Consider the following 26,355-nt stretch of genomic DNA (forward strand, 5'->3'; position numbering starts at 1 on the left):
GGGGCGGGCCGCGGGGCTGGTTCGGGACACGGGGGTACCTCCGAAGGGGGTGGGTGGAGCGGGGGTCCGAGCGGGGGATGGAGCGTGCGCGCGACGGAGCAGGGGGGACCGCCCCGCCGGCGCGCGGTGCGGGGGTCAGGCGCGGCCGGCCAGGCTGCGGGACCTGGAGCGCAGGAACACCTCCTCGGCCAGTGCCTGGTCGGCCGGGTCGCGGGTCCGGTAGGCCCACGGCAGGGTGGTCCAGTACGGGCCCATCGCGTCGAAGACCCGGGCCGCCTCCTCGAACCGGTGGGCCCCGCCGAGGGCGTGGGCGAGGTGGTTCAGGTCGAGTGGGGAGGCGAGGCGCGGGTCGACGTACCGGAACCAGGCGGCCAGGGCGTGGTCGGCGTCCCGGACGGCGTCCTCGGCGACCCAGTGCAGGTCGAGCGCCCGCTCCTGGCCGCGTTCGCGGCGGTAGCGCTCGACGCGCACGTAGAGCGGCAGGACGTGGACGGCGGAGCCGGGCGGGGCCGAACCGATCGCCCAGTGGACGAAGTTGGTGGCGCCGGACAGCGGACCGGGGTTGTCCGCGTACACGAACTGGAGCATCCGGTGGTAGGCCTCGCGGTTGTGCGGGTCCCGCTGGTCGGCCTGGGCGAGGATGCCCCAGGGGCCGGGGGGCAGCATCAGGCCGGGCGGCGGGAGCCGGTGCTCGTCCATCTGGCGGTGTTCGTCGAGGAGGGCGAGGGCCAGCAGGCAGACCCAGGGCACGGGGTCGGCGGGGCTGATGTCGGCGGCCTCGCGGCAGGCCTCCCAGGCCTCCTGCCACAGCTCGTGGGTGCGGGGGTGGCGGGCGCGGTGGGCGCGGACGGCCCGTTCGACGGTTACACGTGTGTGCATCACGGACGCGGCGACGCTGCGGGGTTCCTCGGTCCGCCACGCCTGGACCACGTCGGATCCGGCGGCGACCGCCGCGAGGACCTGGGTGCGCTGGGTCCACAGGGCCCAGCCGTCGGTGCGGTCCAGGAGGTGCGCCATCGACAGCCAGCGGCCGGTGCGCAGGTCCTGGACGGCGACCCGCAGGTCGTTGTCCTGGCCGGCGGGGTGGTAGACGGGCCGGAAATCGCCGCCCGCCATCACCTCGTCCCGCTCGACGGGTGGCCGGAACGGGCGTGTTGTGCGGTGGTCGTGGTCATCAGTCCTCGCGTCGCTGGGAAGGCCGACGTCCTTCGCGCCCGTTGATCGGCGATCACTATAGAGGCAGTGCGGAGCTCCTCGTCCCGATTCTTGTTCGAACGCAAGTAACAAGCCACGACCGAAAAGTGATCTTGCGTCAGTTCGTCACCGGTGCCCTTGCCGATGGCCGCCGAAGGATCTTGACGGGGCCACGTCCGCTGGTGAAGTCTTCCGATCGACTACAGAGAACGGGGTGGTGGTGATGACGGGTCCGGTGCTCGCGGTCGACCAGGGCACGTCGGGGACCAAGGCCCTCGTCCTGTGTCCGGTCCGTGGGGTGATCGGCTCCGCTTCCGCTGCCGTACGACCCCGGTACCTGCCGGGCGGCCGGGTCGAGGTCGACCCGGCGGAGCTCCTGCGCTCGGTGGTCGACGCCGGGCGGGCGGCGCTGGCGGCGGCCGGTGAACCCGTGGTGGCGGTGGGCCTGGCCAACCAGGGCGAGACCGTCCTCGCCTGGGACCCGGCCGACGGTGAGCCGCTGACCGACGCGATCGTCTGGCAGGACCGGCGGGCCGAGCCGCTCTGCACCGAACTGGGCGCGTACGCCGCGTCCTTGCGCGAGTGGACCGGGCTGCCGCTGGACCCCTATTTCGCCGCGCCCAAGATGGCCTGGATACGCCGCAACCTGACGCGCCGCGGCGTGGTGACCACCAGCGACGTGTGGCTCGTGCACCGGCTCACCGGCGCCTTCGTCACCGACGCGGCCACCGCCGGCCGCACGCAGCTCCTCGATCTCGACACCGTGGGCTGGTCGGACCGGGCGCTCGACGTCTTCGACCTCACGGGCGAGCGACTGCCGGAGATCGTCGACGCGGACACCCACGTCGGCACCACCACCGCCTTCGGGCCCCCACTTCCGCTGACGGGGCTGCTCGTCGACCAGCAGGCCGCGCTGCTCGCGCAGCACGTCACCGAGCCCGGCACCGCCAAGTGCACGTACGGCACGGGGGCGTTCCTGCTCGCGCAGACCGGCCCCCTCCCCCGCCGCAGCGCCACCGGGCTCGTGGGCTGCGTGGCCTGGCGGCTCGCCGGGCGCACCAGCTACTGCCTGGACGGGCAGGTGTACACGGCCGCCTCCGCCGTGCGCTGGCTCACCGAACTCGGCGTGATCTCCGGCGCCGAGGACATCGACGTCGTGGGAGGCGGCGCCCCGGACGCGGGCGGCGTGACCTTCGTCCCCGCGCTCGCCGGGCTCGCCGCCCCCTGGTGGCGGGGCGACGTACGGGGCTCCGTCACCGGCCTGGGCCTCGACACGACGGCCGGGCACCTGGTCCGCGCGCTGTGCGACGGCATCGCCGCCCAGGTGGCGGAGCTCGCGGACGCGGTCGCCGCCGATCTGGGCACGCCGCTCGCCGCCCTGCGGGTCGACGGCGGACTGACCCGCTCGGCGCTCCTCATGCAGGCCCAGGCCGACCTGTTGGGGATCCCGGTCGAGGTGTCGGCGCTGCCGGACGCGACCGCGCTCGGTGTCGGGGCGGTCGCCCGGCTCGGGCTCGACGCCTCGCTGACCGTTCCGGAGGCCCTGCCCGCGTGGAAGCCGTCCGCCGTCTACGAGCCGAGGGCCGACGCCGGTCAGGTGGCGGAGCGGCGCGCGCGGTTCCGTACGGCGGTCTCGGCCCTGCTGGGCGACGGAGCGGCGTGAGCGTCACCACCGGCGGGGCCCTGCCGGGCGGGGAGTACGACGTGACGGTGGTCGGCGCGGGCGTGGTCGGCTCGGCGATCGCCCGCGAACTGGCCCGGCTCCCGCTGCGGATCGCGCTGGTCGAAGCCTCCGACGATGTCGGGGACGGCACCTCCAAGGCCAACACCGCGATCCTGCACACCGGTTTCGACGCGGCGCCCGGCTCCCTGGAGTCCCGGCTCGTGCGCGAGGGGCAGCGGCTGCTCGCCGCGTACGCCGCCGACAGCGGCATCCCGGTGGAGCCGCTCGGGGCGCTGCTGGTGGCCTGGGACGAGGAACAGCGCGCCGCGCTGCCGGGCCTCGCCGACAAGGCCGTCCGCAACGGGTACCACGCGGCCCGGATCATCCCGGCCGAGGAGGCGCGGGCCCGCGAACCGGAGCTCGGGCCGGGGGTGCTGGGGGCGCTCGACGTGCCGGGCGAGGCGATCATCTGCCCCTGGACGACGACGCTCGCGTACGCGACGCAGGCCGTGCGGGCCGGCGTCGACCTGCATCTCAACTGCCGTGTGGAGACCGTTAGTTCAGACACGGCGGATGGGTTACACGTGTTGCACACCGGCCGGGGGGCGCTGCGCACCCGGCACCTCGTCAACGCCGCGGGCCTGTACGCCGACGCGTTCGACCGCCTCCTCGGCGTCGCCGACTTCACCGTGACGCCCCGGCGCGGCCAGTTGATCGTCTTCGACGAACTCGCCCGCCCCCTGGTGCGGCACGTCCTGCTGCCGGTGCCGGGCGCGCTCGGCAAGGGGGTGCTGGTGACGCCGACGGTGTACGGGAACGTGATGCTCGGCCCGACCGCCGAGGACCTGGACGACAAGACGGCCACCGGCTCGACCGCCGAAGGGCTCGCGTCGCTGCGCGAGCGCGGCCGACGCATCCTGCCGGCGCTCCTGGACGAGGAGGTCACCGCCGTGTACGCCGGCCTGCGCGCCGCCACCGAGCGCGACGACTACGCGATCCGCGCCCACCCCGCCCTGCGGTACGTCACGGTGGGCGGGATCCGCTCGACGGGCCTGAGCGCCTCGATGGCGATCGCCGCCCACGTGGTGGAGTTGCTCGCCGAGGGCGGTCTGCCGGCGGCGGGCGCACGCGAGCTGCCGCCGGTGCGCATGCCGAACCTGGGCGAGGCCTTCCCGAGGCCCTACCGCGACGCCGAACTGATCGCGGCGGACCCAGAGTACGGCAGGATCGTCTGCCACTGCGAACACGTGACACGTGGCGAGATCCGCGACGCCCTCGCGGCGACGATCCCGCCCGCTTCCCTGGAAGGGCTGCGTCGGCGCACCCGCGCGCGGGCCGGCCGGTGCCAGGGCTTCCACTGCGGGGCAGCCGTCCGCGCGCTGTTCGAGGGGTCCGGCCGGTGAACCGTACGGTCGACGTCCTGATCGTCGGCGCCGGCCCCGCCGGGCTGGCCCTGGCCGCCCGCCTCGCACGGGCCGGCGCCGGCCGGGTCGAAGTCCTGGAGCGCGACGAGGACGCGGGCGGGATGCCCCGCCACTGCCACCGCGGCGGCTTCGGGCGGCTGCCGTATCCCTGGCTCCAGGGGCCCGCGTACGCCCGTCGGGCGACGCAGGAGGCGGTGCGCGCCGGGGCCGCGATCCGTACCGGGGTCAGCGCCACCGGCTGGGCCGACCCGCTGACCCTGGAGACCACCGGCCCGGCGGGCCTGGAACGGATCACCGCCCGCGCCGTCGTCCTCGCGACGGGCGCCCGGGAGCGGCCCCGCAGCGCCCGGCTGGTGCCGGGGTCCCGTCCGGCGGGGGTGCTGACGACCGGGGAGTTGCAGCAGTCGGTGCACCGGTTCGGCCGACCCGTCGGCCGGCGGGCCGTGGTGGTGGGCGCCGATCCGGTGGCCCGGCACGCGGTGCGCACGCTGCGCCGCTCGGGTACGGACGTGGTGGCGATGGTGACGGAGCTCCCGCGCGCCACCGCCCTGCCGGGGGTTCCGCTGCTCACGGGGACGACGGTGGCGGAGCTGCGCGGTCGCGGCAGGCTGTCGGGCGTGGCCGTCCGCCGCGTGGACGGCCGGTCGGGCGTCCTCGCCTGCGACACGGTGGTCTTCACCGGTGACTGGATCCCCGACCACGAACTGGCCCGCCGCGGCGGCATCGCCGTGGATCCGGGCAGCCGCGGCCCCTCCGTCGACGCTGATTTCCGTACGTCGGCGGCGGGGGTTTTCGCCGTGGGCAACGCCCTGCACGGCATCGAACGGGCGGCCACCGCCGCCTACGAGGGCGCGTGCGCCGGGGCCCCGGTACTGGCGCACCTGTCGGGTGCCCCCTGGCCGGATCCCGGGCCGCCGCTGCTCGTGCGGGCCCCGTTGGTGTGGGTGGTGCCGAACCGGGTCACGGGCCTCGTGGAGCGGCCGTTGCTGCTGCGGTCCGGGGAGCCGTTGACCGCCCCGGTGGTGATCGCCGAGCAGGACGGTCGGCCGCTGTGGCGCCGGCGCTTCCCGGGCACGGTGTCCCCGTCCCGGTCGCTGCGGCTGCCGCCGGGCTGGACGACGCGGGTCGACCCGAAGGGCGGCCCGGTCGCCTTGCGCGTCGGCTGACGCACAAGGCGACCGGGCACCGGTCAGGTGCGGTACGCGAAGTAGCGCGCGTCCGGGTAGGACGCGAGGATGCTCGCGAGCGACTTCCGGTAGGTGTTGGTGGAGTGGTAGGTGAGGTACGGCATGCCCTTGGCGCTGCGGTACGTCACCATCATGGAGTGGTCCTTGGACCCGTCCTTGTTGAAGTCCACCTGCATGATGTCGCCGACGTCCATCTGGTAGACGTTGGCCAGGTTGGCGGCCCGCTGGTTCGACAGCGTGAACCAGGCCCACTCGTTGGCGCCGATCCACGAGACGCTCTGCCGGGTGCCGTCGTACCACCAGTTGCGGTAGTCCGAGGAGGTGCCGGGAACGGGCTTCCAGCCGCCCGCCTTCAGCGCCTGGCTGATGAAGTTGGTGCAGTCGCCGCCGGCGCCGTTGAACTTCCGGTACGCCGGGTTGTAGTTGCTCCAGTACTTCTCGGCGTACTTCGCCATGGCGGTGTAGTCGTAGGCGCCGCCCGTCTTCGCCTTGGGCTTCGGCGTGGCCGGGTACTTGGTGGCCGCGGGAGTGCCGTCGGGGTACTGGTTGCCGTCGTCCTTGACGACGTTCACCTTGGCCGCGACGGGCTCGTTCACGGCGACGGGGCCGTTCTCCTGCGACGTGATCGAGGTCAGCTCCCAGCCACCGCCCTTCTTGCTGCTGAGCTTCAGCTCGTAGCGGGTGCGGAAGTCGGTGGTCGCCGGCTCGTCCCCGGTGAGCTTCTTGTACGTGAGCGTGGTGTCCTCGGTGACCTGGACCGTCGCCTTGCCGCCGGCGACCGTGGCCTTGTCCACGGCGACGCGGGTGTCGGCGCCGGTGTAGGCCTCGCCGAGTTCCGCCAGTCGCGTCCGGCGCGAGCGCAGCGACGAGAGCGCGGTGTCCTCGTCCTGCTTGAACTTCGCCGACATACGGGCCTTCGTGGCGGCCGGGGTGGCGCCGCGGCGGCCCGGCTGGTCCTCGACGAGAGCCTCGGTGCGCTGGGAGAGCACGTCGTCGGCTATGCGGGCGAAGGCGTCGGTGGTGGCCCGGTCGGCCGCCTTGGGCCCGGAGCCGGCGTTCGCGGAGTAGGCGAACCAGCTGCCGGACGTCAGGGCCACGGTCAGGGCCGCGATGGCGGCGGGCCTGAACCTCTTCGGTATCACTGTGTTTCCCCTTGTCACCCGGTCCACACGAACCGGGGGACGGCATCTTCGCACAACTGGGCGACTCTTTCGTCGCGTTCCGGTTCGGCTACGTCGCCGGGCGGCGGTCGCCTCGTCCGCGGGGCGATGCCCCTCCACTTCCTCACCGGAAGTGATCACCCCGCCACAGGGCGGCATGCGACCACCACCCCCCTCGGCTTCACAGACCGTGCCTCTAGGGTGTGCGGGAAAGCACAGCAGAGGGGACATTCGGAGTGGGCGGGCAGGATGCGTCGGGAAGAGGGCGATCGCGGGGCAGGCGAGCGGCTCCCAAGAGCGCCGACACGACCCCGACGGGCCGTCGCCGCAAGGCCGGAGCGCGTCGCCGACCCCGCGCCGGGGCCGGTCCGCTCGGCGCCGCCCTCGCACCGGCCGCCGGCGCGGCGCGTACGGGACTGCGGCGCCTGCGGCCCGCGTACCCGAGGCCGGGCCGCGGCGGGTGGCGCCGTTGGATACCGTCCTGGCGCCAGTGGCTGGGCGTGTGCCTGTACGCGTTCACGGGCCTGTCCTGCTTCGTCGCGATCGCGTACGCGGTGACGGACATACCCGACGACCTCAACTCCTTCGCCACACAACAGGACAATGTCTACTACTGGGCCGACGGCTCGACGATGGCCCGCACCGGCTGGGTCAGCCGCCAGGAGATGCCCCTGGAGAAGGTCCCCCCGAAGGTCCAGGGAGCCGTCCTCGCGGCCGAGAACGCGAGCTTCTACTCCGACCCCGGGGTCTCCCCCTCCGGCGTCCTGCGCGCCCTGCGCGCCACCGTGACGGGCGGTGAGACCCAGGGCGGGTCCACCATCACGCAGCAGTACGTGAAGAACGCCTACCTGAGCCAGGACCGCACCCTCTCGCGCAAGTTCACCGAACTCCTGCTGGCCCTGAAACTGGACAACCAGAAGGACAAGAAGGACATCCTGCGCGATTACCTCAACACCAGCTGGTTCGGGCGCGGGACGTACGGCATCCAGCGCGCGTCCCAGGCGTACTACGGCAAGGACGTCTCGCAGCTCAACGCGAGCGAGGGCGCGTTCCTGGCCTCCCTGCTCAAGGGCGCCGGGCTGTTCGACCCCGCCGTCAGCGCGAACAACCGCGAGCGGGCGGTCGAACGGTGGAACTGGATCCTTGACCGCATGGTCGTGACCGGCCACCTCTCGGCCGCCGAGCGGGCCACGTACACGAAGTTCCCCGAGCCCTCGGCCACGTCCCTGGCCGGCGTTCCGGGCGCGCAGACCGGCTACCTGGTGGAGATGGCCAAGGCGTACGCCGTCAAGGCCGGCCACATCAAGGAGTCCGACTTCGACCTCGGCGGCTACCAGATCTACACGACCTTCGACAAGGGCCGCATGGAGGCCCTGACCACCGCCGTCCAGCAGGCCCAGAAGGACTTCGACGCCGAGAAGCGGCCCGAAACGGACAAATACGCCCGGATCGGCGCGGCGAGCGTCGCCCCCGACGGGCGACTGCTCGCCGTGTACGGCGGCCCCGACTACCTGAAGCAGGGCTTCAACCAGGCGAACGCGACGACGATCCCGATCGGCACGGCGTTCACGCCGATCGTCTACGCCGCCGCGCTCGACGAGGGCGTGGTGCGCACCCGGGGCAAGGCCCGGACGCCCGTCTCCCCGTCCACCGTGTACGACGGCAACGACCAGGTGGCCGTGCAGACGCCCGAGGGCCCGTACTGGGACCGCGGGGGCAAGGTGGTCAAGGGCCACAACGACGGCGACCGCAACTGGGGTCAGGTGACCCTGCGCCAGGCCGTCGCCGACTCCGTGAACACGCCGATGCTCCAACTCGGCCTCGACGTGGGCCTCGACCGGGTGGAGGCGTTCGCGGAGCGCTCGGGCCTGCTCGCGTCGAGCCTCGGGCCGCGCATCCCGACGTTCGCGCTCGGGGAGAACTCCACGCCCAGCGCGATCCGGATGGCCGGCGCCTACGAGACCTTCGCCGCCGGCGGCATGCACACCGACCCCTACTCGGTGCGCTCGGCCACCCGCGGCGGCGCCGCCGTGCCGCTGGACCCGCCGAAGCCGACCCGGGCCGTGTCGGCCTCCACGGCGCGCGCGGTGACCGACGCCCTGAAGCTCGCCGTGACCGACGGTTCGGCGAAGACGGCGGCCAGGGCGCGCCCCGGTACGGCCGGCAAGACCGGTACGACGGCGGCGAACACGGCGGGCTGGTTCGTGGCCAGCACCGAGCAGGAGTCCACGGCCGTGGTGGTGTACCGCATGGCGCTCACCGACCTGATCCCGCTCCCGCTGACGGGCCTGGGCGGCGACGCCCCGGGCACACCGGGCAGCGAGCGCGCGGTGCGCCTGTGGAGCGACTACGTCAGGGCGGTGAAGTAGACGCCCGCCGGGCGCCTGCCGGGCGCCTGCCGGGCGCCTGCCGGGCGCCTGCCGGGCGCCACGGCCACCGGCTACTTGACCACGGCGTTCCAGTCCGGGGACTGCGCGGGGTCCAGCAGCCGCAGACGGGCCAGGACCTGCGGGTCCTGGGCGTCGAGCCAGTCCGCCAGTTCGCGGAACGACACGCAGCGGACGCCGTCGCGGGGGCAGACGTCCTTCATCACGTCCTCGACGGCCTTCATGTAGATGCCGCCGTTCCAGTCCTCGAAGTGGTTGCCGATGAACATGGGTGCCCGGCTGCCGTTGTAGACGCGGTTGAAGCCGTTCATGTACGAGCCGCGGACCTGCGCCTGCCACGCCCCGAACTTCGCCGGGTCGCCCTGGGTGCTGTCGCCCGACTGGTTGTAGAGGAAGTTGAAGTCCATGGAGAGGACCTGCACCTCCTTGCCCTGCAAGGGCACGAGCTGCAAGGGGAAGTTCCAGATGCCGTCGAGCTTGGACGGCCACAGCTGGAAGTCGCCCGAGGAGCTGGCGTCGTAGCGCCAGCCGTACGGCTTGATCGCGGTGATCAGGTTCTTCTGCCCCTCCAGGCAGGGCGCGCGCCCGCCGACCACCTCGCGGTCCGCGTCGAAGGGCAGCGGCGGTTCCTTGGTGAAGCCGGTGTTGGTCTTCCAGTTCTTGATGAACGAGTACGTCTGGTCGATCTCGCTCTTCCACTCGGTCGGGCTCCAGTCCCCGCCGCCCTTGGGTCCGCAGAAGTGCCCGTTGAAGTGCGAGCCGATCTCGTGGCCGTCGTTCCAGGCGCCGCGCAGCTGCTCCAGCGTGCTCTTGATGTGCGGGACGGTGGGGTAGGAGATGGCGGCCGCGCCCTGGCTGTGCTGCGGCGGGTGGTAGAGGGACTTCTTGCTCTCCGGCAGCAGGTAGATGCCCGTGAGGAAGAAGGTCATGTGGGCCTTGTTCTCCCGGGCCACCTTGCGGAAGTGCGAGAAGAGGCGGTCGTCGCCCTCCAGCGCGCCGTCCCAGGAGAAGACCACGAACTGCGGCGGCCTCTCGCCCGGCTTCAGCCGCTCGGGCTTGAGCTGTCCCTGCTGGGGTCCGGTGTAGGAGGTGGAGCCGTCGCCGAGCACCTTGACCTTGCCGTCCCAGGCCTCCCCCTTCGAGGCGGCGCCGTCGCTCGTGCCTCCCGAGGCGGCGAGTTTCGCGTCGCCCCGCGCCCCGTCCGAACCGCCGCCTATGAGGGCGTACGCGCCGGCGGCGACCCCGCCCAGGGCCATCACGGCGATGCCGATGCCCAGGCGCCGCCGGTTGCGCGCCTTGCGGCGCTCCTTGCGGCCGCTCCGGGACTCGGCCCGGGAGCCGGTCCGGGTGCCGCGTGCGGCACGGGTGTCGGCCATCGCGTTCGTCCCCCCTGATCACCGCAGCCGGGCCGCGCGTGGATGGTTCGTACGAATATAGAACGTGTTGGCATCGCCCCCGTACGCCGGCCCTGGGCCCACCGCGCGGGAACTTTTCTCCGGTTCGACGGCGCGCCGTCCCGGATGGTCGGCGAAGGCGACGCCGGGTGCCAGGCTGGGCCGGTAAGGCCGTTGGTCGGCCGGTCCGTCATGCGCCCCTGGAGGCCCTGGTGTCGCTCACCGACCCGTCGCCGGCGACGGCGGAGCAGGACGTCACCGATCGACGCGTGCGGGCGGGCTCGCGCGTATTGCGCCTGCTGTCGACCACCGATCACAAGGTGATCGGCAACATGTACCTGGTCACCGCGTTCGGCTTCTTTCTGTTCGCCGGTGCGCTGGCCCTGGTCATGCGGGCGGAGCTGGCCCGGCCCGGGATGCAGATCGTCTCGAACGAGCAGTACAACCAGCTCTTCACCCTGCACGGCACGATCATGATGCTGCTGTTCGCCACCCCGACGTTCACGGGCTTCGCCAACGCGATCATGCCGTTGCAGATCGGCGCCCCGGACGTCGCCTTCCCCCGCCTGAACGCGTTCACGTACTGGGTGTACCTCTTCGGCGGCCTGACCGTGGTCGGCGGGGTGCTGACCGCCGGCGGATCCGCCGCCTTCGGCTGGTTCGCGTACGCCCCGCTGAACGGGGCGGTGTTCTCCCCCGGTGTGGGCGCCGACCTGTGGGTGATGGGGCTCGCGGTGTCGGGGCTGAGCACGATCCTGGGCGCGGTGAACTTCATCGCGACGATCGTGTGTCTGCGCGCCCCGGGCATGACGGTGTTCCGGATGCCGATCTTCACGTGGAACGTGCTGTTCACGTCGATCCTGGCGCTGCTGGCGTTTCCCGTGCTCACCGCGGCGCTGCTGGTCCTGGAGGCGGACCGCAAGTTCGGGGCGCACGTCTTCGACGCGGCGTACGGCGGCGCGCTGCTGTGGCAGCACATGTTCTGGTTCTTCGGCCATCCGGAGGTCTACATCGTGGCGCTGCCGTTCTTCGGGATCGTCAGCGAGATCGTCCCGGTGTTCAGCCGGAAGCCGATCTTCGGCTATTCCGCCCTGGTCGCCGCGACGATCGCCATCACGGGGCTGTCCGCCACGGTGTGGGCCCACCACATGTTCGCCACCGGGGCGGTGTTGTTGCCGTTCTTCTCGCTGCTGTCGTTCCTGATCGCCGTGCCGACCGGGGTGAAGTTCTTCAACTGGATCGGCACGATGTGGAACGGATCGCTGTCGTTCGAGACCCCGATGCTGTGGTCCCTCGGATTCCTGGTGACGTTCCTGCTGGGCGGGCTGACCGGGGTGCTGGTGGCCTCGCCCCCGATGGACTTCCACCTCACCGACAGCTACTTCGTGGTGGCCCACCTGCACTACGTGCTCTTCGGCACGATCGTGTTCGCCACGTTCGCCGGCTTCTACTTCTGGTGGCCCAAGCTCACGGGCACGCTGCTCGACGAGCGCCTGGGGCGGGTGCACTTCTGGACGCTGTTCGTCGGCTTCCAGCTGACCTTCCTCGTCCACCACTGGCTCGGCGAGCAGGGCATGCCGCGCCGCTACTCCGATTACCTGGCGGCCGACGGGTTCACGCTGCTGAACACGCTCTCCACCATCGGGTCCTTCCTCCTGGGGCTGTCCATGCTGCCGTTCTTCTACAACGTGTGGAAAACCAGCCGCCACGGCGAGCGCGTCGCCGTGGACGATCCGTGGGGGTGGGGCCGGTCCCTGGAGTGGGCCACGTCCTGCCCGCCGCCCCGGCACAACTTCGACGCGCTGCCCCGGATCCGGTCGGACTCGCCCGCCTTCGACCTGCACCACCCGGAGGTGGTGGCCCGATGAAGGCGGAGGCGTGGCTGTTCAGCGGTGTGGCGCTCTTCTTCCTCGTCACCGGCGGCGTCTACGCGGCGTTCTCCAACGAGCCCGCCGGTGTGGCGGCGCTGGCGGTGTCGTTCCTCATGTCGGCGCTGATCGCCGCCTTCCTGTGGCGGCAGTACGGCCGCGGGGGGCGACGGCCCGAGGACACCGCCGACGCGGAGATCCGGGCGAGCGGGGACCGGCGGTTCTCGTTCCCCGCCCGGAGCTACGCGCCCGTGATCACCGCGGTCGGCACCGCCCTGATGGGCGCCGGCGCCGCCCAGGGGCTCTGGCTGGCCGTCATCGGCGGCGGCGTCGTCATTCCGGGGGTCTACGGATTCGTGTTCGGCTCGGAGCGGGACGCCTGATCCGGCGCCGGGGTCAGTGCTCGCCCCCGGGCCCGGCGTCCGCGCCGCCCGTGCCGTCCGCGCCGCCCGCGTCGTCCTCGCCGTCCGGACCGGCCAGGACGGCGGCGACGCGACGGCGCTGCGCCTCGCTCAACGGCGGCGCGATCCGGTCACCGTAGTACCAGCGGCTGAGGAACCGCCTCAGGCGATCCGCCCGCCCCCGCGCGCCCGGCATCTCCATCGCCGCCGGCACACGGTGGACGGCCATGGCGTAGCGCTCCCGGTGGCCGGGCGGGCGATGGGTCGGGTGGTAGCCCCCCTCGACCGACTGGCGCACCTCATCCGTCGTCAGTCCGCTCTCCAGCGCCTTGACGTCCTGCTCCTGCAGGGCGAGACAGATCCGGCGGGTGAGCCAGAAGGCGACCGGGGGCAGCACGAGCAGGGCGCAGCGCAGCGCCCAGGTGAGGGCTTGGACGGAGAGGTCGAAGACGAAGGCGACGATGTCCTGCGCGCCGGCCACCAGCAGGACCGTGTACGCGGTGAGCACGCCGACGCCCAGGGCCGTGCGGGCGGGGCGGTGGCGCGGCCGGTCGCACAGGTGCCGCTCGCCGTACTCGGGGGTGATCCAGCGTTCGAAGAACGGGTAGCCGTACAGCCCGGCGAAGAGCAGGCCGGGCAGGACCACGCCCGCGATCAGCGGATTCCACATCAGGGTGTGGCCCCACAGGCGGGTTTCGACGCCGGGCATGAGCCGCAGCGCCCCTTCGAGGAAGCCCACGTACCAGTCCGGCTGGGAGCCGGTGGAGACGACGTCGGGGCGGTAGGGCCCGTACGCCCACACCGGATTGATCTGTGCCAGCGCCGCGAGCGCGCACAGCACGCCGGCGACCATGAAGAACAGCCCCGCGGACTTGGCCGTGTACTGGGGGAAGAAGGGCTTGCCCAGCACGTTGCGGCCGCTGGTGCCGGGCTCCGCCCACTGGGTGTGTTTGAGGCGCACGATGAGCAGCAGGTGCAGCGCGACCAGGCCGACCAGCAGCCCGGGGACCAGGAGGATGTGCACCGGGTAGAGCCGGGCGACGATGTCCTCGCCCGGGAACTCGCCCCCGAACACGAAGAGGCTCAGGTACGTGCCGAGGACCGGCACGGACAGGATGATGCCCTGGGCCGTGCGCAGGCCGGTGCCCGACAGGAGGTCGTCGGGAAGCGAGTAGCCCGCGAATCCCTCGACCAGCGCGAGCAGCAGCATCGTGACGCCGACCGTCCAGTTCAGTTCCCGGGGCTTGCGGAACGCGCCGGTGAAGAACACCCGCAGCAGGTGCACGCCGATGGCGGCCACGAAGACGACGGCCGCCCAGTGGTGCGCCTGCCGGATCAGCAGGCCGCCGCGCACGTCGAAGCTGATGCGCAGGGTGGAGGCGTAGGCGGACGAAACGGGCAGACCGCTCAGGGGACGGTAGGAGCCCCGGTACGTGACCTCGCGCAGGGACGGGTCGAAGAAGAACGTGAGGTACGTGCCGGTCAACAGCAGCACCAGCAGGCTGTAGAGGGCGATCTCGCCGAGCAGGAACGCCCAGTGGTCCGGAAAGGCCTTCCGCAGACCTCCCTTGACCGTCTCCAGCAGGGGCAGGCGGGCGTCGAGGGCGCTCACCGTGCGTCTGGCCGACCGTCGCGTCATGGGTGGAGCATCGCCTGCCGCGGCCCGCCGCCCGAGGAGGCACCCCGAGGAGGCACGCAGCGGGCCGGCCACAAGCACGCGGACAGCCCCTTCTTCGGTTGAGGCGGCGGATCCAGGGCACGCGCATCTGTGTGAGGGTGAAACGAACCTCATCCAGGAGAGGAGCCATGACTCCGGCACCTTCGGGGCAACCCCGGCTGCACCTCGAACTGTCAGCCGACGCGCGCGCCGCGGCGCGCGCCCGCGAGGCGACGTCCGCGTTTCTCCGTGAAACGGTTCTGCGCGGCGCGGCCCCGCGCCATGCGGCCGGCCGTCCTCGACCCGTGCCACGCCGGGTCGAGGAGGCGGCGATGCTGATCGTCACCGAGCTGGTGACCAACGCCGTCCGGCACACGCAGGGGCCGTGCACGCTCGAATTGGCCCTGCACGAGGAACTGCACGAGGCACTGCTCGACATCGACGTCACGGACACCAGCCCGGAGCCCCCCAGCCCCCGGCCACCTCACCTCGACGGCACCGGCGGGTGGGGCTGGATCCTCATCGGTCACCTCGCCCGCGAGGTGACGGTGCAGCCGACGGAGGACGGGGGGAAGACCATTCACACGTGTGTGGCGGTCGAGTGAGGAACCGTGCCGCCGATCGCCCAGGACCGCGGGCCCTGTCCGTCCGTGCCGTGGGGGGCGAGGTGGTAGACCGCGAAGGCCCGGTCGATGACGGGCATCGCGACGTTGCGCACGCGTACGCCGCCCGCCGTCAGCCCGTGCTCCGAGCCCATGTGGGCGTGACCGTGGACGGCCAGATCCGCGCCCGCCTCGTCGACGGCCTCCGCGAGCAGGTAGCTGCCGAGGAACGGGTAGATCTCCAGGGGCTCGCCCGCGAGGGTGTCGGGCACCGGTGAGAAGTGCGTGAGTGCGATGAGGAGGTCGCTCCCGGCCTCGCGCAGTTCGCGCAGCGCCCCTGCCAGCCCGTCGGCGCACCGCCGGGTGTACTGGACGAACGCCTTCATCTCGGGCTCGCCGAACTCACTCGCGCAGCGCCCGGCGAAGCCGCCGCCGAAGCCCTTCGTCCCGGCGACGCCGACCTTCGTCCCGCCGACGTCGACGAGGACGCCGTCGCCTTCCAGGACCCGTACGCCTCCCTCGGCCAGCTCCCGCGTGAGCGCCTCCTGCCGGTCGCTCTGGTAGTCGTGGTTGCCGAGCACGGCGATCACGGGAACGGAAAGCCCCGCCACCTCGCCGGCCACCACCCGACCCTCCTCCGGGGTGCCGTGCCGGGTCAGGTCACCGGCGAGGAGCAGCAGGTCGGCGAGGTCGGGGAGGGATTCGAAAGCGGGCCGCAGCAGGCCCTCACTGCCCGGGGCGAGGTGGATGTCGCCGACGGCCGCGATGCGTATCACGACAGATCCTCCGAGTGGTCGGGTGGGCCGGAACCGTTGACGGTGACGTCCTGATGCCAGGGCACGCCGGCCAGTTCCTCTTCGGCGATCCGCAGGACCGTCGCCCGGCAATCGGCGGTGTTGACGCGTCCCCAGACCAGCGCGACGGCGCCGCGCGCCTCGATCCGCACACCGAGTTCGTGGATCTCCTCGCGCATCAGGCGGTCCCGTAGGTGCTGCACTCTGTATTCGATCAGGTCCTTCATGTCACGGTGTCCTCTCGGGACGACGTGAAGTCGACGACGTGGAGCCGTTCGAGCAGGTACAGAAACGCGTCGGAGAGGGGATTGTCCCGGTGTTCCCGGTTCATCCGGTCCCAGTCGATCTGTTCCCGCAGCATCCTGGCCATCGGCAGTAGGTCCCCGTAATCGCAATAGTGCTCGCACAGGGCCGTGAGGCGCGCCTCCATCAGGTCGGTGGGCGCCAGGACGGGCATCCACACCGAGTCGACCGGCCGGATCTCCGCCCGCGCGAGCAGCTCCGTACTGACGGGACGCCGCGCGAGCTCGAAGATCAGGTCGATCTCCTCCCCGCCGGAGCGTCCCTTCACGAGCCAGTCCTCGGGCGCCGGACGCATCGCGATACCCCCGTCCTCCAAGGCCTTGATCACGACCTCGGAGTCCTCGGGGCGCACGCAGAAGTCGGTGTCGTGTTGGAACCGGGCCGGAAGGCCGTGCGCGAACGCGGCCACACTGCCGGCGAGTGCGAAGGGCCTGCCGGCCGCCTTGAGAAGCGCCGCCACCCGCTTGGTCGTCTCCAGGATCGCCTGCGTGTGGTCGCGCGGCAGCGCGCCACCGCCGTCACGATCCCGAAGTTCGAACTGAGGTTCGGACACACCGAGCCCGGCGGACGACGGAGGAAGAACATCATCTCTCGCGCATGCCTCACGAGGTCGCGTCATGGGGTACGCCTTGCCCAACCGGCGCCGCTCAAACCCGCCCGAGGGGGTGACCTTCGGAGGTTTCCCCGGCCGCCGGCCGGGGAGACGCCGATCGCCGTCCCGCGGTACCGATCGCGGGACGGACCAGACCGGAGCGAGCGCATGGCACCCGAAACGAAGGCGCCCGCCGCGAAGGCGGCGGGGCAGGAGTACGACGCGAGCCCCTATCTGCCGCGTCGCGGCGGCCTCACGGCCCTGCGGCGGGCGGCCGCCGACTGTCGCGGCTGCCCGCTCTTCCAGGACGCCACGCAGACCGTCTTCGGGGCCGGCTCCCCCACGGCGCGCCTCTTCCTGGTCGGGGAGCAGCCGGGCGACCAGGAGGACCGGCAGGGCGAACCGTTCGTGGGGCCGGCCGGGCAGCTCTTGCGGCGCGCGCTGGCCGAAGCCGGCCTCGGTGACGAGGAGGTCTACGTCACCAACGCGGTCAAGCACTTCAAGTTCACCACCGCCCCGCGCGGCAAGCGTCGCATCCACAAGGCTCCGAACCTGCGCGAGATGACGGCCTGCCGCCCATGGCTGCGGGCGGAGCTGCGTCTCGTCTCCCCGCGCCTGCTGGTCGTCCTGGGCGCCACGGCGGGCAGGGCGCTCCTCGGCAGTTCCTTCAAGGTCGGGGAGCAGCGCGGCGTCCTGCGGCCGATGCCCTCGTGGGCGGAGGCCGAGGCCGAGGCCGAGGGTGACGGCGGGGCGGGCGAGGGTGGCGGGCTGCTGCTGGCGACCGTGCACCCCTCCGCGGTCCTGCGCTCCGACGACCGCGAGGCCGCTTTCCGCGGCCTGGTCGCCGACCTTTCGGTCGCGGCCTCGGCGCTCGAATAGCGTCTGCTTCTTGTCCCGAGTTCTCGTCCCGAGTTCTTGTTACGCGGGGTCGTCCTGCGTGTTCCCGTAGCGGTGTGGTCGATGGTGCGCGACCATACGGACGCCGATAGAACACCGAGAGCAGGAAGAAGGGCGGACGTGTCCGGCAGCGAAAGCGAGAACCCAGCAATTCCCTCCCCGACCCCCACGCCGACTCGCCCCAGGACGAACCGGGACTGGTGGCCGAATCAGCTGGACCTGCAGGTGCTCCACCAGCACTCTCCCCTGTCCAATCCGATGGGCGAGGAATTCGACTACGCGCAGGAGTTCGCGAGGCTCGATGTCGACGCGCTGAAGCGCGACGTCTTCGAGGTCATGACGACGAGCCAGGACTGGTGGCCCGCCGACTACGGCCACTACGGGCCGCTCTTCATCCGGATGAGCTGGCACGCGGCGGGAACGTACCGCATCGAGGACGGCCGGGGCGGCGGCGGCAGCGGCGCCCAGCGCTTCGCCCCCCTCAACAGTTGGCCGGACAACGCGAGCCTCGACAAGGCCCGCCGTTTGCTCTGGCCGGTCAAGCGGAAATACGGTCGAAAGATCTCATGGGCCGACCTTCTGGTGTTCGCCGGAAACTGCGCCATGGAATCCATGGGATTCAAGACGTTCGGATTCGGCTTCGGCCGAGAGGACATCTGGGACCCCGACGAGGTCTTCTGGGGCCCCGAGGACACCTGGCTCGGGGACGAGCGTTACAGCGGCGACAGGGAACTCGCCGGCCCCTTCGGCGCCGTGCAGATGGGATTGATCTACGTCAATCCGGAGGGTCCGAACGGAAACCCGGATCCGATCGCCGCCGCCCGCGACATTCGCGAGACGTTCGGGCGCATGGCGATGAACGACGAGGAGACCGTCGCGCTCATCGTCGGCGGCCACACCTTCGGCAAGTGCCACGGCGCCGTCTCCCCCGACTACATCGGCCCCGAACCCGAGGCCTGCCCCGTCGAGCTGCAGGGCCTCGGCTGGCAGAACACCTACGGCACCGGCAAGGGCGCCGACACGCTCACCAGTGGCCTGGAGGGCGCGTGGACCTCCGAGCCGACGAAGTGGGACAACGGCTACCTGGACAACCTGTTCCGCTACGACTGGGAGCTGACGACGAGCCCCGCCGGGGCGCACCAGTGGACTCCCACGGACCCGTCGGCCCAGGGCACCGTGCCCGATGCCCACGATCCGTCGAAGCGGCACGCCCCGATGATGCTGACGACGGACCTGTCGCTGAAGCTGGACCCGATCTACGGGCCGATCTCCAAGCGCTTCCACGAGAACCCGGACCAGCTGGCCGTGGCCTTCGCCAAGGCCTGGTACAAGCTGCTGCACCGCGACATGGGGCCCCTCTCGCGCTACCGCGGCCCGTGGGTCGCCGAGCCGCAGCTGTGGCAGGACCCCGTCCCGGCGGTCGATCACGAGCTGATCGGGAACGGGGACATCGCCGCCCTGAAGGACAGGATCCTCGACTCGGGACTGTCCGTGGCGCAGCTCGTCACCACCGCCTGGGCGTCGGCGGCGAGCTTCCGGGGCACCGACAAGCGCGGCGGGGCCAACGGGGCCCGCATCCGGCTCGCGCCGCAGAAGGACTGGGAGGTCAACGACCGGCCCGAGGTGACCGAGGTGGTACGCACCCTCGAAGGGATCCGGGACGACTTCAACGGCTCCCGGAGCGGCGCGGTACGGGTCTCGCTCGCCGACCTGATCGTGCTGGGCGGGTGCGCGGCCGTGGAGCGGGCCGCGAAGAACGCCGGGCACGCCGTCACGGTCCCGTTCACCCCGGGGCGTACGGACGCCTCGCAGGAGCAGACCGACGTGGAGTCGTTCGCCGTCCTCGAACCGCGGGCGGACGGGTTCCGCAACTACCTGCGGGAGGGCGAGAAGCTGTCGCCGGAGACCCTGCTGTTGGACCGGGCCAACCTGCTGACCCTCACCGCGCCCGAGATGACGGTCCTGATCGGCGGCATGCGCGCCCTGGACACCGGTTTCGGGCGTACCCGGCACGGCATGCTCACCGACCGCCCGGAGACGTTGACCAACGACTTCTTCGTCAACCTGCTCGACATGGGCACGGAGTGGAAGGCCTCGACCTCGGCCGCGAACGTGTTCGAAGGCCGGGATCGTGCGACGGGCCGGGTCAAGTGGACCGCCACCGCCGTCGACCTGGTCTTCGGTTCGCACTCCCAGCTCCGGGCCCTCGCGGAGGTGTACGCGTCCGAGGACGCGGACGAGAAGTTCGTACGTGACTTCGTGGCCGCCTGGGACAAGGTGATGAACCTGGATCGCTTCGACCTGCGCTGAGCCCCCGCCCGCGCCCCTCCAACGTGATGTCCCGGTCGGCGGCGGACGGCCGCCGGCCGGGACATCAGCCGCCGGCGGCCCGGGGCAGGTGGATGTCCACAACGCACACGTCGTCGCCTCCGGCGGGCCGCAGGGCCCCCAGGAGCCGTGCCAGCGGTTCGCGGGCCGCCCCGTCCATGGCCTCGGCGGCGGCCTCCGCGAGCCGGTCGAGGCCGCGGTCCAGGTCCTCCCCCGGGACCTCGATGAGCCCGTCGGTGTAGAGCAGGACGTGGTCGCCGGGCTCCAGGTCGAGCGTCTCCTCCACGTACACGGAGTCGAACGACGCGCCGAGGAGCCGGCCCTCCGGCAGGGGCAGGAAGCGCGCCCGGCCGTCGCGGACCAGCAGGGGCGGCAGGTGCCCGGCGCGTACCCAGACCAGGCGCCGTTCCTCGGGACGGTAGCGCGCCATGATCATGGTCGCCGTGGTCGCGGCCGAGTCGGCGGCCGAGTGCAGGAGCAGGGTGTTGAGCCGACCCATCGCGTCGGGAAGCGCGGACCCGGTGACGATCATGCCCTTGGCGGTGAACCGGAGCTGGGCCATGGTGCCGACCGCGTCCAGCCCGTGGCCCGCGACGTCACCGACGACGAACAGAGCACTCTTGTCGGGGAGTTCGATGGCGCTGTACCAGTCGCCGCCGACGTTGACCCCACTGTCCGAGGGGACGTAGGCGATGTCGACCCGCAGCCCCACCAGCTCGATCGACTGCTCCGGGATGGGCAGCAGGGCGTGCTGGAGGCGGGCGGCGATGGCCCGTTCGGCCTGGAGCACGCCGCGCTGGACGAACACGGCCCGCTCGCTCTCCCGCAGGGCGAGCTCGGTGTCCCGCTGGGGGGTGACGTTCTGGAAGAAGCCGTGCACCTCGACGGGGGTGCCGAAGGCGTCGGTCTCGGCTTCGGCGACGATGCGCAGGTGACGGATGCCGCCGGCGGTGGCGATGCGGAACGGCTGGTCGATCGCGGTCCCCTCACCCAGCAGCCGTTGGACGGCGTCGGCGAATTTCGGCAGGTCGTCCGGCACGAGGTGGCCCGGGAGCTCCTCCAGCCGTATCGGGCCCCGCTCGGGCGCACGGTCGAAGAAGTCGTAGACCTGGTCCGACCAGTGGATCGTGTCGGTGGTCAGGTTCCAGTCGGCCCAGCCCAGGTTGCCGAGGCGCTGCATGGCGGTCAGCCTGCGGATCTCCCGTTCGCCGGCGTCGTGCCGCACCCACGAGACGACCAGCCGGCCGTCCAGGCGCGTGGCCCGCACGGAGTACGTGGACGTCGCCGGGACGCCCGCGTCCACCTCCCGGTACGTGAAGGGCTCGCCCTCGTAGTTCGTCCCCGTCTCCAGGGCGTCGCGGTAGCCCTGCCACACGGCGGTTCCCGCCACGGTGGGGTACGTCTCCAGCACCCGCCGCCCGACGAGTTCCTTGCCGCGCCTGCCCGCCACGTCCACCGAGTCCGGAGCGGCCGCGTCGATGCGGTAGTCCTCGACCTCGCCCGTCGGCGAACGCAAGGGGGAGAGGAGGACGGCCGGCCCGGCCAGCGCGTCGAAGATCTTCTGCACGGCGGCCACCTGCCCGTCCGCCGCCTTGGCCTCGCGGTCCTCGCGGGCCATCAGGACGCCCTTGACCCGCTCGACCTTGGCCAAGGCGAGCACCTCGGGGGGCGCACCGTCGCCGGTGGCCGTCGGATCCGTCTGCACCCTTCGAGCATGGCACGATCACGGGTCACCGGGGGCCGGACGGCTTGGATCAGGCGCTTTTCGGCGGTGGGGCGGCCTTGCGGTCAGTGGCCGAGCGCCCGTCCTTGGCCTCGTTGTAGAGCTGTTCCTTGGTGGGCTCACCGGATCCGGAGTGGGAACGCTGTCCTCCGCGCTTGGACGAGGACATGTCCTGGGTGGAGGAGCGGCTCGCGGTCTTCGACTCGCCGGAGCGCGCCCGTTCCTTGTTCACGGTGCGTGCGGCGATCTCCTCGGCCCGCTTCGTGCTTTCGCCGCGCTGTTGCCTCCTCGTGCGGGGAGCGGCACGACCGCTCACCCCTGCTCGTCGGACCGCTCGTCGGACTGCTCGTCCGGCTCCTGGATGATGTGCATGGCGGCCTCTTCGGCCGACGCCGCCCCGCCGTTCACGCCGACGTCCTCGGCGACTACGGAGACGTGGTGCGGCGGCCGCGACTCGTCACGGGCGGCGAGCCGGCCGGCCCGTACGTGCCCGGCCGCCGAGGCGTCCTCGCCCTCGGCGGCGATGTCGCCCCAGGTCACGTCCTCGGCGTCGGCTTCGGCCTCGGGGAGCTCGCGGGCGAGGCGCTGGTCGAGGTTCTCCCCGGAGTGTCGGCCTTCGGCGGTGGTGGCGGGATCGTTGACCGCCAACGGCCGCTCGGGGGGCGAGTAGCCCGTGTCGAGCGTCTCGTCCAGGCCCGGCTCGTCCAGGGCGTTCTCCATGTCGGGCATCGCCCGGGCCGGGTCGTCGTCGCCCTCGTGCGGTTGGTAGACCTCGTCTCCGTGCGACTCGATGCTGCTCATGGCGTCTCCCGGGTCAGAGGTCCAGCGCTACGGCGAAGACGAGGAAGAAGAGGGCGCAGACCACCGCCACCAGGACGATGATCGCGAGCGGGCCCTTGGCCCACCCCCGCTTGGGCTGCCGGTGGGGTCCGGCGCCGGTGGCGGTGCTCGCCTCGCCGGGCGGCGTCTCGCCGGGCGGCACACCACCGCCTGGTTCGAGACCTGGGGTCACACGGGGATCGGGGTCCGGGTTGCTTGCCGGCATGTCTCTGGTCATACCTGACGGCTCCCCGTGATCGGGCGTGTCATGCCTCCGCCGGGCGTGCGGCTTTCCCGCGACGCGTACCCGTGCGTACCCGTGCGTACCCGGGGTAGCCGCCCCGCATGAAGACTTCGCGTCCGCTGTCCCTGGTCACCGGCGCGTCCAGCGGCATCGGCTTCGAGCTGGCCCGGGAGTTCGCCGATCACGGCCACGACCTGCTGATCGCGGCGGAGGACGAGGACATCCACACCGCCGCGCGGCGGCTGGGCTTCCACGGGACACGGGTCCGCGCCGTCCAGGTGGACCTGGCCGACCCCGAGGGCGTCGAGTCGCTCGTACGGGAGGCACGTGCCGAGCGGCGCCCGCTGTACGCGGTGGCACTCAACGCCGGCATCGGCCGGGGCGGTGCGTTCCTGGGCACGGAACTCGCCGACCAGCTCCGGGTCATCGACCTCAACGTCGTCTCCACGGTGCACCTCGCCCGGCGCCTGCTGGAGGACATGGCCGCAGCCGGCGAGGGCCGCCTGCTGATCACCTCCTCCGTCGCCGCCGAGACGCCGGGCCCGTACCACGCGGTCCACAACGCGTCGGAGGCGTTCCTGCGCTCCTTCGCCCTGGGGCTGCGGGCCGAGCTGGCGGACACCGGCGTCACCGTCACCTCGCTGATGCCCGGCCCCACCGACACCCGGTTCTTCGTCCGCGCGGGCCTGCTCGACACCCGCCTCGGCCGGTCCAGGAAGGACGACCCGGCCCTGGTGGCCCGTCAGGCGTACGAGGCCCTCGTGGCCGGTCGCCCGCAGGTCGTGGCGGGCTCCCTGCACACGCGGGCCCAGGAACTGGCCACGCACGCCTTGCCGGCGCGGGCCAGGGCCGCCCTGCACCGCCACCGGGCAGCGCCGGGAGGAAGCAGGAGTCACCTCTGAACCGTTCCCGGCCGGGACGCGCTCGGGGTCCGATCCGGCGGTGTCGGTGCCCGGCGGTTCGGCGGCCGGCCGTGCCGGCCCAGAGCGTGGAGAGCCGGCACGGCCGCTACCGCACGCTTCCCCGCCCGTGCCGCGAGACAGGAAGCGCCTGCCGACGGCCATGCCACGCCGCGGCACCGCCCATGGGACTACACCCGACCCCGAAGGTCGCTCACCGACGGGGGCGGCGCGCCATCCTCACCCGTTCGGCGTAGCGATGCGTACGCGTTCCCGAGCCGATGCCCGCGCCTGCCCCGCGCACCTCTCACGCTGCGGACGGGTGACGCCGGCGCCGGTCCGGCGTGGCGCGGTCCGGGAGCGGCCGGGAGGGCCAGGATGGCCGTCGGCCCACGGGAATTCGTCCGTGACAGGGAAAGGACTGCTCGTGCTGGAACGCCGACACCGCAAGAACGCCACCGACGTCACCTTCGTCCTGCCGGACGACGCCCCGCCCGGCCCCGTCAGCGTGGTGGGCACGTTCAACGGCTGGCAGCCGGGCACCCACGTCCTGGAACCCCGCGAGGACGGCACCCGGGCCGTGACCGTCGCGCTGCCCGCGAAGGTGACCCACTCGTTCCGCTACCTCGCCGCGGGCGACTACTGGTTCGACGACGAGAGCGCCGACGGCCACGACGGCCCCAACTGCCGCCTGCACACCTGACGGAGGGCCGCGCCCGCGCGGCGGGGGCGCCCCCGGTCAGCGGCCCCAGCGCAGGGCGGCCGTCTGAACGGGCGCGTCCCACAGGCGCAGCAGCTCCTCGTCGGCCCGGCACAGCGTCACCGAGGCGCCGGCCATGTCGAGCGAGGTGACGTAGTTGCCCACGAGCGCCCGCGCCACCGGCACGCCGCGGGCCTCCAGGACGCGCGCCACCTCGGCGTGGAACCCGTACAGCTCCAACAGGGGCGTCGCGCCCATCCCGTTGACCAGGGCGAGCACCGGCCCGTCGGCCGGGGCCACCCGCGCGAGGTCCTCCAGTACGGCGCCGACCGCGAAGTCGGCGATGTCGCGGGACGGCATCACCGCGCGCCGCTCGCGGCCGGGCTCGCCGTGGATCCCGATACCGAGTTCCATCTCGCCGTCAGGGAGGTCGAACGTCGGACTGCCCTTGGCGGGGGTGGTGCATGCGCTCAGCGCCACGCCGAAGCTCCGCGAGGCCGCGTTGACCCGTCGGGCCACGGCCGCGACCTGCTCCAGCGGGGCGCCCTCCTCGGCGGCCGCTCCGGCGATCTTCTCCACGAAGAGCGTGGCCCCGGTGCCGCGCCGGCCGGCCGTGTACAGGCTGTCGGTCACCGCGACGTCGTCGTCGACCAGCACCCGCTCGACCTGGATGCCCTCCTCCTCGGCGAGTTCGGCGGCCATGTCGAAGTTGAGCACGTCACCGGTGTAGTTCTTGACGACGAACAGGACCCCCCGGCCGGCGTCCACGGCCGCGGTCGCCCGCGCCATCTGGTCGGGGACCGGCGAGGTGAACACCTCACCGGGGCAGGCCGCCGACAGCATCCCGTACCCCACGAACCCGCCGTGCAGGGGTTCGTGACCGGAGCCGCCGCCGGAGACCAGGCCGACGCGGCCGCTCTCGCGGGCGCCCCGCCGTACGACCACCCGGCCCTCCACGTCCACGTCGAGATCGGGGTGCGCCGCGGCCATCCCGCGCAGGGCATCGGCGACCACCGCGTCCGCACTGTTGATCAACATGTTCATCAGGTGCCTCCCGGGGGCCGATGGCGGATGATGGTGACGGGCTCGGCCGCGATCGCGGCCCTACCCCCAAGTGTGTGACGTCCGGCGGATATGCACCGCACAAGGCGCGCAGGCCCGCCATCGGACCGCTTGTGCAGAGCGGGGGGAGTCGACGTCCGGCCTCCGGGCCGGCGGGAAGAGGCCCCCATGGCTGAACGACACAAAGGATCAGTGCTCCTCTCCGAACTCTCCGCCGAATTCGCCGGCACCATGATCCTCATCCTCTTCGGGTGCGGCGTGGTGGCCCAGGTGGTCGCCGGCGGAGCCCTCACGGATCCGGCGGGCGGCCTCGGCAACCACGACAGCATCGCCTGGGCCTGGGGTCTGGGCGTCACGCTGGGCGTCTACGTCGCCGCGCGCCTGAGCGGCGCCCACCTGAACCCCGCGGTCACGGTCGCCCTGGCGATGTTCAAGGGCTTCCCGTGGGCCAAGGTGGCCCCGTACGCGGTGGCCCAGACGGCGGGCGCGTTCGTGGCGGCCCTGATCGTGCGGTGGAACTACACCGAGGCGCTGGCCAAGGCCGACCCCGGCCACACGATCAAGACGCAGGGCGTCTTCTCCACGCTGCCGGCCAACGGCAACACGAACCTGCCGGTCACCGAGTGGGGCGCGCTGCGCGACCAGGTCATCGGCACGGCGATCCTGCTGCTGCTGATCCTGGCGGTCACGGACCTGCTCAACACGCCCCCCGGCGCCAACCTGGCCCCGTTCATCGTCGGCCTGATCGTGGTCGCGATCGGCATGGCCTGGGGCACCAACGCCGGCTACGCGATCAACCCGGCCCGCGACTTCGGCCCCCGACTGGCCAGCTTCCTCACGGGTTATGGCGGAGCCTGGCGCGACCAGTACGGCCATTTCTACTTCTGGGTCCCGATCGTCGGCCCGCTGATCGGCGGTGTCCTGGGCGCCGGTCTGTACAAGTTCTTCATCGGCCGGTTCCTGCCGGCCGCCGAGCCGGACCTCCCCGGCGAGGTTCCGAGGCCGGACGAGAGCTGACCGCGCGTTGACCGCGAGCCGACCGACCCGAGAGAGGCGG

General features: G+C 72.2%; 24 protein-coding genes. 12 read left to right on the plus strand and 12 right to left on the minus strand.

Translation table 11 applies throughout. From position 1 onward, the window contains the following. Nucleotides 1-135: 135 nt before the first annotated feature. Nucleotides 136-1,116: a hypothetical protein gene (locus tag M4D82_RS02890; RefSeq protein WP_249764501.1), complete on the minus strand. Its 981-nt coding sequence runs from the start codon at nucleotides 1,114-1,116 to the stop codon at nucleotides 136-138. Between the two features lie 301 nt (nucleotides 1,117-1,417). Here M4D82_RS02890 and M4D82_RS02895 point away from each other — a divergent pair, with 301 nt between their 5' ends. From M4D82_RS02895 to M4D82_RS02905, 3 genes are read left to right on the plus strand one after another with little or no spacing between them, the layout of a single operon-like run. Continuing rightward, on the plus strand, nucleotides 1,418-2,857 hold the full coding sequence (locus M4D82_RS02895; protein WP_249764502.1) for an FGGY family carbohydrate kinase: 1,440 nt from the start codon (nucleotides 1,418-1,420) through the stop codon (nucleotides 2,855-2,857). Further along, complete coding sequence (locus M4D82_RS02900) at nucleotides 2,854-4,260, plus strand: FAD-dependent oxidoreductase (RefSeq protein ID WP_249764503.1); 1,407 nt, start codon at nucleotides 2,854-2,856, stop codon at nucleotides 4,258-4,260. The genes M4D82_RS02895 and M4D82_RS02900 overlap by 4 nt, the downstream gene beginning before the upstream one ends. After that, on the plus strand, nucleotides 4,257-5,447 hold the full coding sequence (locus tag M4D82_RS02905) for an NAD(P)/FAD-dependent oxidoreductase (RefSeq protein ID WP_249764504.1): 1,191 nt from the start codon (nucleotides 4,257-4,259) through the stop codon (nucleotides 5,445-5,447). The genes M4D82_RS02900 and M4D82_RS02905 overlap by 4 nt, the downstream gene beginning before the upstream one ends. 23 nt (nucleotides 5,448-5,470) lie before the next feature. On the opposite strand, the gene M4D82_RS02910 is transcribed toward M4D82_RS02905, so the two are convergent. Continuing rightward, entirely contained in the window at nucleotides 5,471-6,610 is a 1,140-nt protein-coding gene (locus tag M4D82_RS02910) for an amidase domain-containing protein (protein ID WP_249764505.1), read from the minus strand. Between the two features lie 254 nt (nucleotides 6,611-6,864). Here M4D82_RS02910 and M4D82_RS02915 point away from each other — a divergent pair, with 254 nt between their 5' ends. Further along, nucleotides 6,865-8,997, plus strand: a complete 2,133-nt coding sequence (locus tag M4D82_RS02915; protein ID WP_502988857.1) for a transglycosylase domain-containing protein — start codon at nucleotides 6,865-6,867, stop codon at nucleotides 8,995-8,997. 71 nt (nucleotides 8,998-9,068) lie between these two features. Here M4D82_RS02915 and M4D82_RS02920 read toward each other — a convergent pair whose 3' ends face one another. Next, nucleotides 9,069-10,391 carry a polysaccharide deacetylase family protein gene (locus tag M4D82_RS02920; protein WP_249764507.1) on the minus strand — a complete coding sequence of 441 codons (1,323 nt, stop codon included), beginning with the start codon at nucleotides 10,389-10,391 and terminating at the stop codon, nucleotides 9,069-9,071. A 230-nt stretch (nucleotides 10,392-10,621) separates the two neighbouring features. On the opposite strand from M4D82_RS02920, the gene ctaD reads away from it, so the two are divergent. Both ctaD and ctaF read left to right on the plus strand, forming a co-directional pair. Further along, nucleotides 10,622-12,277 (plus strand): aa3-type cytochrome oxidase subunit I, encoded by a 1,656-nt coding sequence (gene ctaD, locus M4D82_RS02925; protein WP_502988858.1) that lies wholly within the window; start codon nucleotides 10,622-10,624, stop codon nucleotides 12,275-12,277. Beyond that, nucleotides 12,274-12,660 (plus strand): aa3-type cytochrome oxidase subunit IV, encoded by a 387-nt coding sequence (gene ctaF / locus M4D82_RS02930; RefSeq protein WP_249764508.1) that lies wholly within the window; start codon nucleotides 12,274-12,276, stop codon nucleotides 12,658-12,660. Before ctaD ends, ctaF begins: the two co-directional genes overlap by 4 nt. A 13-nt stretch (nucleotides 12,661-12,673) precedes the next feature. Here the strand turns inward: ctaF and qcrB are convergent, their stop codons facing one another. Continuing rightward, a complete protein-coding gene (qcrB, locus tag M4D82_RS02935; RefSeq protein WP_249764509.1) occupies nucleotides 12,674-14,317 on the minus strand; it encodes a cytochrome bc1 complex cytochrome b subunit in 1,644 nt (547 codons plus the stop codon). A gap of 167 nt (nucleotides 14,318-14,484) precedes the next feature. Between qcrB and M4D82_RS02940 the strand changes: the two genes are divergently transcribed. Next, entirely contained in the window at nucleotides 14,485-14,940 is a 456-nt protein-coding gene (locus M4D82_RS02940; protein ID WP_249764510.1) for an ATP-binding protein, read from the plus strand. Here M4D82_RS02940 and M4D82_RS02945 read toward each other — a convergent pair. The 3 genes from M4D82_RS02945 to M4D82_RS02955 are packed head-to-tail and all read right to left on the minus strand — an operon-like array spanning nucleotide 14,916 to nucleotide 16,587. After that, the gene (locus M4D82_RS02945) at nucleotides 14,916-15,713 is read right to left on the minus strand and encodes a metallophosphoesterase family protein (protein ID WP_249764511.1); all 798 of its coding nucleotides are present in this window, start codon (nucleotides 15,711-15,713) and stop codon (nucleotides 14,916-14,918) included. The two genes, M4D82_RS02940 and M4D82_RS02945, sit on opposite strands and share 25 nt — an antisense overlap. After that, a complete protein-coding gene (locus M4D82_RS02950; RefSeq protein ID WP_249764512.1) occupies nucleotides 15,710-15,958 on the minus strand; it encodes a hypothetical protein in 249 nt (82 codons plus the stop codon). The genes M4D82_RS02945 and M4D82_RS02950 overlap by 4 nt, the downstream gene beginning before the upstream one ends. Then, nucleotides 15,955-16,587, minus strand: coding sequence for a nucleotidyltransferase family protein (locus M4D82_RS02955; RefSeq protein WP_249764513.1), 633 nt, complete (start codon nucleotides 16,585-16,587; stop codon nucleotides 15,955-15,957). Before M4D82_RS02955 ends, M4D82_RS02950 begins: the two co-directional genes overlap by 4 nt. A 207-nt stretch (nucleotides 16,588-16,794) precedes the next feature. Here M4D82_RS02955 and M4D82_RS02960 point away from each other — a divergent pair, with 207 nt between their 5' ends. Then, the gene (locus M4D82_RS02960) at nucleotides 16,795-17,505 is read left to right on the plus strand and encodes a UdgX family uracil-DNA binding protein (RefSeq protein WP_249764514.1); all 711 of its coding nucleotides are present in this window, start codon (nucleotides 16,795-16,797) and stop codon (nucleotides 17,503-17,505) included. Between the two features lie 138 nt (nucleotides 17,506-17,643). Further along, a complete protein-coding gene (gene katG, locus M4D82_RS02965) occupies nucleotides 17,644-19,833 on the plus strand; it encodes a catalase/peroxidase HPI (protein WP_249764515.1) in 2,190 nt (729 codons plus the stop codon). A 64-nt stretch (nucleotides 19,834-19,897) separates the two neighbouring features. On the opposite strand, the gene M4D82_RS02970 is transcribed toward katG, so the two are convergent. From M4D82_RS02970 to M4D82_RS02985, 4 genes are read right to left on the minus strand one after another with little or no spacing between them, the layout of a single operon-like run. Further along, nucleotides 19,898-21,556 carry a PP2C family protein-serine/threonine phosphatase gene (locus tag M4D82_RS02970; protein ID WP_249764516.1) on the minus strand — a complete coding sequence of 553 codons (1,659 nt, stop codon included), beginning with the start codon at nucleotides 21,554-21,556 and terminating at the stop codon, nucleotides 19,898-19,900. A gap of 49 nt (nucleotides 21,557-21,605) precedes the next feature. Next, complete coding sequence (locus M4D82_RS02975) at nucleotides 21,606-21,890, minus strand: plasmid stabilization protein (RefSeq protein WP_249764517.1); 285 nt, start codon at nucleotides 21,888-21,890, stop codon at nucleotides 21,606-21,608. Then, entirely contained in the window at nucleotides 21,887-22,375 is a 489-nt protein-coding gene (locus tag M4D82_RS02980) for a DUF5709 domain-containing protein (protein ID WP_249764518.1), read from the minus strand. The genes M4D82_RS02975 and M4D82_RS02980 overlap by 4 nt, the downstream gene beginning before the upstream one ends. Nucleotides 22,376-22,388: 13 nt before the next feature. Further along, on the minus strand, nucleotides 22,389-22,619 hold the full coding sequence (locus M4D82_RS02985) for a DUF6480 family protein (protein WP_249764519.1): 231 nt from the start codon (nucleotides 22,617-22,619) through the stop codon (nucleotides 22,389-22,391). Nucleotides 22,620-22,738: 119 nt separating this feature from the next. Between M4D82_RS02985 and M4D82_RS02990 the strand changes: the two genes are divergently transcribed. After that, entirely contained in the window at nucleotides 22,739-23,539 is an 801-nt protein-coding gene (locus tag M4D82_RS02990; RefSeq protein WP_249764520.1) for an SDR family NAD(P)-dependent oxidoreductase, read from the plus strand. Nucleotides 23,540-23,963: 424 nt separating this feature from the next. After that, nucleotides 23,964-24,239 (plus strand): isoamylase early set domain-containing protein, encoded by a 276-nt coding sequence (locus M4D82_RS02995; RefSeq protein ID WP_249771399.1) that lies wholly within the window; start codon nucleotides 23,964-23,966, stop codon nucleotides 24,237-24,239. Nucleotides 24,240-24,275: 36 nt separating this feature from the next. Here the strand turns inward: M4D82_RS02995 and dhaK are convergent, their stop codons facing one another. Next, on the minus strand, nucleotides 24,276-25,280 hold the full coding sequence (gene dhaK, locus M4D82_RS03000; RefSeq protein ID WP_249764521.1) for a dihydroxyacetone kinase subunit DhaK: 1,005 nt from the start codon (nucleotides 25,278-25,280) through the stop codon (nucleotides 24,276-24,278). Between the two features lie 186 nt (nucleotides 25,281-25,466). Between dhaK and M4D82_RS03005 the strand changes: the two genes are divergently transcribed. Beyond that, nucleotides 25,467-26,315, plus strand: a complete 849-nt coding sequence (locus M4D82_RS03005) for an MIP/aquaporin family protein (RefSeq protein WP_249764522.1) — start codon at nucleotides 25,467-25,469, stop codon at nucleotides 26,313-26,315. Nucleotides 26,316-26,355: the final 40 nt, after the last annotated feature.

The organism is Streptomyces sp. RerS4 (genome assembly GCF_023515955.1).
Classification (GTDB): domain Bacteria; phylum Actinomycetota; class Actinomycetes; order Streptomycetales; family Streptomycetaceae; genus Streptomyces.

What these genes read in the sequence shown, in the direction of transcription:
- M4D82_RS02985 (WP_249764519.1), bottom strand. Translation starts at nt 22,619, where the DNA reads ATGCCGGCAAGCAACCCGGACCCCGATCCCCGTGTGACCCCAGGTCTC.
- M4D82_RS02920 (WP_249764507.1), bottom strand. Translation starts at nt 10,391, where the DNA reads ATGGCCGACACCCGTGCCGCACGCGGCACCCGGACCGGCTCCCGGGCC.
- dhaK (WP_249764521.1), bottom strand. Translation starts at nt 25,280, where the DNA reads ATGAACATGTTGATCAACAGTGCGGACGCGGTGGTCGCCGATGCCCTG.
- M4D82_RS02980 (WP_249764518.1), bottom strand. Translation starts at nt 22,375, where the DNA reads ATGAGCAGCATCGAGTCGCACGGAGACGAGGTCTACCAACCGCACGAG.
- M4D82_RS02890 (WP_249764501.1), bottom strand. Translation starts at nt 1,116, where the DNA reads ATGGCGGGCGGCGATTTCCGGCCCGTCTACCACCCCGCCGGCCAGGAC.
- M4D82_RS03005 (WP_249764522.1), top strand. Translation starts at nt 25,467, where the DNA reads ATGGCTGAACGACACAAAGGATCAGTGCTCCTCTCCGAACTCTCCGCC.
- qcrB (WP_249764509.1), bottom strand. Translation starts at nt 14,317, where the DNA reads ATGACGCGACGGTCGGCCAGACGCACGGTGAGCGCCCTCGACGCCCGC.
- M4D82_RS02895 (WP_249764502.1), top strand. Translation starts at nt 1,418, where the DNA reads ATGACGGGTCCGGTGCTCGCGGTCGACCAGGGCACGTCGGGGACCAAG.
- M4D82_RS02940 (WP_249764510.1), top strand. Translation starts at nt 14,485, where the DNA reads ATGACTCCGGCACCTTCGGGGCAACCCCGGCTGCACCTCGAACTGTCA.
- M4D82_RS02960 (WP_249764514.1), top strand. Translation starts at nt 16,795, where the DNA reads ATGGCACCCGAAACGAAGGCGCCCGCCGCGAAGGCGGCGGGGCAGGAG.
- M4D82_RS02990 (WP_249764520.1), top strand. Translation starts at nt 22,739, where the DNA reads ATGAAGACTTCGCGTCCGCTGTCCCTGGTCACCGGCGCGTCCAGCGGC.
- ctaF (WP_249764508.1), top strand. Translation starts at nt 12,274, where the DNA reads ATGAAGGCGGAGGCGTGGCTGTTCAGCGGTGTGGCGCTCTTCTTCCTC.
- M4D82_RS02950 (WP_249764512.1), bottom strand. Translation starts at nt 15,958, where the DNA reads ATGAAGGACCTGATCGAATACAGAGTGCAGCACCTACGGGACCGCCTG.